We start from the raw sequence: 5,034 nt of genomic DNA on the forward strand, positions 1-5,034 counted from the left end.
CCGTCCAAAAGGTTAAAGAGGAACCTTTCGGCCGGCTCGTCTTATGCTTGTCGGGCTAACCAAGGCGCTTGCGCTTTTGTTCTAGTTTATGCCATCCAATTAAATATATAAAGATAGTATTTAGTAGGAAACGTTTTAAAAATAAGCAAATTTCAATATCTATTGTAGGTATATTTAAAATATTCTAACTATTATAATTCAAATCAGAAGCAGCCGCTTTACAGGATTTGAAAACGTTTACTTTAAAGGAGGAAGGAATATGGCAGTTAATCTTTTAGAAGTGAAAAAGACTCCCAACAAAGAAGAACTTCTGATGATGGCAAAGGAAGTCGGTTTATTAGCGGAGAAATACGCGTTAAAGGCAGATCAAGATTCAAAGCTTCCAGATGAAGTAATTGAAAAAATAAAAGCAGCTGGGTTTCATAAACTTTTACGGCCAAAAGAATATGGCGGCCAAGATTTAGATTACTTTACTTTTGGTGAAATCATCCGAACGATTGCGAATCATAGTATCGCCGCTGCATGGTTAAGTTATTTCTTTGTTATTCATGAAACTTGGGTTGCGTTTTTACCAAAAGAAAGCCGTGATGAATTGTATGGACACGGCGGCTTAATGGCAGATGTATTTGCCCCTGTCGGGAAAGTGACAGAGGATGGCGAAGGCTACCGCCTTTCAGGGCAATGGAACTTCTGCAGCGGAGTGCTTTGGAGTGATTGGATTGGACTCGGCGCAATCACCAAGCTAAAGGATGGGACAGAGCCGGAATATTGTTTATTTATTTTAAATAAAGAGGAAGCGGAAATCGTTCATAACTGGGATGCCATGGGCTTGCGCGGCTCAGGAAGTAACGCAGTGAAAGTTGATGACGTTTACATACCGCCGAATCGTATTTTCCATGCAACCCGTGTTATTAACGGTGCAGGCCCAGTAGATGGCAATTTTGAGCCGGATTATCAAATTTTCAATGTACCCTATATCCCATGGTTCTTAATGGGCTTTCAATTTATTCAGATCGGCGGCATCGAACGATTGATTGATATTTTCCAAGAAAAAACAGAAAATCGGATTCGTATTTTTAACAATAATTCAAATGAAAAAGAAGCAGCTAGCAGTCAACGCGTACTGGCGGAATTAAAACTACAATTAAGTGCTTTAAAAGGCTTAGCAAATGATTACGTTGAAAGATTAACGTATTACCAACAAAATCGCATCCGTACATTAGATGAAGAAGAGCGTGAAAGATTGTTCGGGATTCGTGGGCATATCTCAAAAACGACTTCTGAGATGGCGCTCCGTATTCTACTAACATTAGGTGGAAATTCCGTATTTAAAGGGCAGCCTACCGAATTGTTTGTGCGAGACATTATGACAGCGGCTTCACATCCGACACACCATTACGAAGATGCCATGGCCTCATACGGCAAGTCAATCTTTGGCTTTAAAGGAAACCCAATTTGGTAAATAAAACTTTGGAGGGAATGTGAAATGATGAAAGAACCTATTTTTGATGTAGCACATCTGGCCCATATTGAGATTTATAGTCCCAAAGTAGAAGAGTCTGTTTGGTTTTTTAAAGAGATTTTAGGGATGGAAGAATCGCACCGCCAAGGTGATTCCGTTTATATGCGCGCTTATGAGGATTTTTACCATCATACATTGATCATTACCCAAAATGAGGAAGCGGGACTTGGGCATGTGGCATGGCGTGCTACTTCTCCGCAGGCTCTAGAGCGTCGTGTACGAGAAATTGAAGCAACAGGTTATGGATTGGGGTGGGTTGAAGGCGATGTTGGTCATGGACCAGCATATCAATTCACCATGCCAGATGGTCATAAAATGGAAATTCTTTGGGAGGTTGAATATTTCAAACCGAATGAAGAGCAAGCAACACCACTACTGAATCGTCCGCAAAAACGTCCACGCCGCGGAGTACCCGTACGCCGCTTAGACCATGTGAATGTACTGGCGAAGGAAACCAATAAAAACGTGGAGTTTTTAGAGAATGCACTTGGATTTAAAGTGCGCGAACGGATTCTAAATGATGATAATACAGATGTAGCAGCATGGTTAAGTTCAAACTCATTAGTACATGAAGTGGCCATCATGGGAGATGCGCTAGCTGAAAAGGGAAGATTGCATCATATTTGCTACTGGTACGGATATCCTCAACATTTAATGGATGTGAGTGAATTATTGCTAGAGCATGGCTTTAAAATTGAAGCAGGTCCTGGCAAGCACGGTGTCTCCCAGGCTTACTTCCTATATGTGATCGAACCTGGAGGCAATCGTGTTGAATTATTTGGTGACACGGGGTATCAAATTTTTGACCCAGACTGGAAAACGGTTGAATGGAAAGGGAAAGATTTAGAGCATGCCATTATTTGGTACGGTTCTAATTTACCACAAGAGTTCTTTGAATATGGAACACCCGTAAGGAAAAAGGAAGCTGCACCAATAAAATAAACGATGGTGATTGGTCAAAGGTGAGCTTGCTGACAAGGGACATCCCTCTAACGGACAAGCTCACCATAAATGGAATTTAAAAGCGGGAGGAAGCTTTCAATAGTTTCCTCTATCTCTTTTTTAATAGATGAAAGGAGCAATGCGTAATGACGATTATCTCAAAATATCTGGATGTTAACGGGATTAACACACACTACCATGAGGAAGGGAAAGGCGCTGAAAAAATAATTTTAATACATGGGTCAGGACCAGGTGTATCTGCCTTCGCCAACTGGCGGTTAATTATCCCACCTTTAAGTGAATCCTATCATGTATTTGCACCCGATATTATTGGTTTTGGTAAGACGGATAAACTCCCCGATCATCAATATACTGTTGAATTGTGGGTACAGCATTTAATTAGCTTTATTGAATCCGTCTCTGATGAGCCTGTTCACTTAGTCGGCAACTCAATGGGCGGCGCATTAGCACTCCATGTTGCCTGCCAAAGACCGGATCTTGTAAAAAAATTAATCTTAATGGGGAGTGTTGGCATCCAGCACCAAATTTCAGAAGGGTTAGAACGTGTTTGGGGTTATGAGCCAAGTTTGCAATCTATGCGAGAATTAATAGAGCTATTCTCGTACGATGAAAAAGCAGCGAAAAATGAAGAATTGGTCCGTCTTCGCTATGAAGCTAGTATAGAACCTGAGGTGAAAGAGGCATTTTCGGCCATGTTCCCAGCGCCTCGCCAACAAAAACTGGATGAATTGGCGTTATCGGATGAACAAATTCAAAGCATTAACGTACAAACACTATTATTCCACGGCTTGAATGACAGGGTAATTCCCATTGCAGATACAAGCTATCGACTGATTGAATTACTTCCACATGCAGAACTACATGTTTTTAATGAGTGCGGCCATTGGACACAAATCGAAAAGACGGAGCCGTTCGTGGAGAATATTTTAAGATTTATTAACTGATAACTTTCATTAAGATGAGCCCTGTGCGTGATGGAGGATTTGAAAAGTAAAGGTGGGTAATTTCCATATACCTACTACATAAAAAAATCTTGGGAGGTTGATAGAGATGGATGATCGTCAATTTCGAACAGCAATGGGAAAATTCGCAACAGGGGTAACGGTGATTGCCACAGAACTTAATGGAGAGATCCATGGGATGACGGCAAATGCCTTCATGTCTGTATCTCTTGATCCAAAGCTTGTGGTCATTTCAATTGGAGAAAGAGCAAAAATTTTAAATAAGATCAAGGAAAGCAAGATTTTCACCGTGAATATTTTGGCTGAGGATCAACAGGAGCTATCGATGATTTTTGCAGGACAAATCAAGGAATCTCGTGAAGTTATTTTTGATCGTTTAGATGGTAAACCCGTGTTAGCAGGCGCGTGTGCACAGGTGGCATGTGAAGTATCAGCGGTGCATGTGGAAGGAGATCATACTTTGTTTATTGGAAAAGTAACCGATATTCACCTAGAAGAGAAAGAACCGCTTGTTTTCTTTAATGGAAAATATCGTACGTTGGCAGAAGTATAAACTGATTTCAGTTTTTGGAACATGAAAGGAGACTGTATGGAAACAATCTATTTAAATAAGGAGAATTTGGCAGTTTATCAGGAAATGGCAAGCGCAAATGTTATGGCACTTGGATGTTTTGACGGTCTCCATCATGGGCATGTAAAAGTGATTCAAACCGCATGGCAGGAAGCAAAGGACAGACAAGTCTCTCTTTCAGTTATGAGTTTCTTTCCTCACCCGAAAACGGTCATCGGGGGGAAGGCCTGTTTTCATTATTTAATGCCGCAGTCCGAAAAAGAAAAAAGGCTTTGTGAACTAGGTTTGGATACTTTTTACCTTGTGGAGTTCGATCGAGACTTTGCAGGGCGGTCACCTCAAGTCTTTGTTAAGGAATACCTGGTTAATCTGGGTGTGATTCATGCAGTAGCAGGATATGACTTTTCTTATGGGAGCCGAGGTGCAGGAAATATGGATACACTTAAACTAGATTCCGGAGATCGGATTGAGGTCACGACGGTCGACAAGGTGGAGCACAAAGGGGAAAAAATCAGTTCGACTCGTATCAGACAACTACTGTTAGATGGAAATGTCGAGGAGCTGCCCGATCTAATCGGTCACTCTTACGAATCAATATGCGAAGGCACGAGAACTTTTTTAACTCCCTATTCGCACTACACACTCCCTGCTCCTGGAAGGTATGAGGTGACATTGAAAAGGAATAGCAAATCTTTTCAGACCGAAGTGATGGTAAACGAGAAAGGCGTAACGCTTACTCGTTTAGGTCAAATTCCGTCATGGATTGAAGGAAACGTGACCATTGTCTGGAATCGGCGGATGAAGGCTGAAAAGCTTCAAATAGAAAAAAAGGATCATACTTTTTGTCGTCCCTTATTGGTATAGATGAAAGGAGAAGGGTTAATAGAATAGAAGAAATAGGATTTTTAAATAACCTAAGAAAGATAATATGTGTAAAATAAAAAAGGCAGATGATTCATTTTTTCTGCCCCTTTCCCATTCATATATTAAACTATTAACCAACATTTTTAAAAATA

At 40.9% G+C, this 5,034-nt stretch carries 5 protein-coding genes; all 5 read left to right on the forward strand.

Translation table 11 applies throughout. The annotated features are described in order from the left end of the window. Positions 1 to 259 precede the first annotated feature (259 nt). The 5 genes from V7266_RS26580 to V7266_RS26600 all read left to right on the forward strand — a co-directional run bounded on the left by V7266_RS26580 (position 260) and on the right by V7266_RS26600 (position 4,882). Positions 260 to 1,462 (forward strand): acyl-CoA dehydrogenase family protein, encoded by a 1,203-nt coding sequence (locus tag V7266_RS26580; protein ID WP_335472229.1) that lies wholly within the window; start codon positions 260 to 262, stop codon positions 1,460 to 1,462. A 24-nt stretch (positions 1,463 to 1,486) separates the two neighbouring features. Continuing rightward, positions 1,487 to 2,464: a catechol 2,3-dioxygenase gene (locus V7266_RS26585; protein ID WP_335472230.1), complete on the forward strand. Its 978-nt coding sequence runs from the start codon at positions 1,487 to 1,489 to the stop codon at positions 2,462 to 2,464. Between the two features lie 146 nt (positions 2,465 to 2,610). Further along, positions 2,611 to 3,429, forward strand: coding sequence for an alpha/beta fold hydrolase (locus tag V7266_RS26590; protein ID WP_335472231.1), 819 nt, complete (start codon positions 2,611 to 2,613; stop codon positions 3,427 to 3,429). A gap of 106 nt (positions 3,430 to 3,535) precedes the next feature. Beyond that, positions 3,536 to 4,000 carry a flavin reductase family protein gene (locus V7266_RS26595; RefSeq protein WP_335472232.1) on the forward strand — a complete coding sequence of 155 codons (465 nt, stop codon included), beginning with the start codon at positions 3,536 to 3,538 and terminating at the stop codon, positions 3,998 to 4,000. A 36-nt stretch (positions 4,001 to 4,036) separates the two neighbouring features. Next, the gene (locus V7266_RS26600; RefSeq protein ID WP_335472233.1) at positions 4,037 to 4,882 is read left to right on the forward strand and encodes an FAD synthetase family protein; all 846 of its coding nucleotides are present in this window, start codon (positions 4,037 to 4,039) and stop codon (positions 4,880 to 4,882) included. Positions 4,883 to 5,034: the final 152 nt, after the last annotated feature.

The organism is Neobacillus drentensis (genome assembly GCF_036965645.1).
Taxonomy (GTDB): Bacteria; Bacillota; Bacilli; order Bacillales; family Cytobacillaceae; genus Neobacillus; species Neobacillus drentensis_D.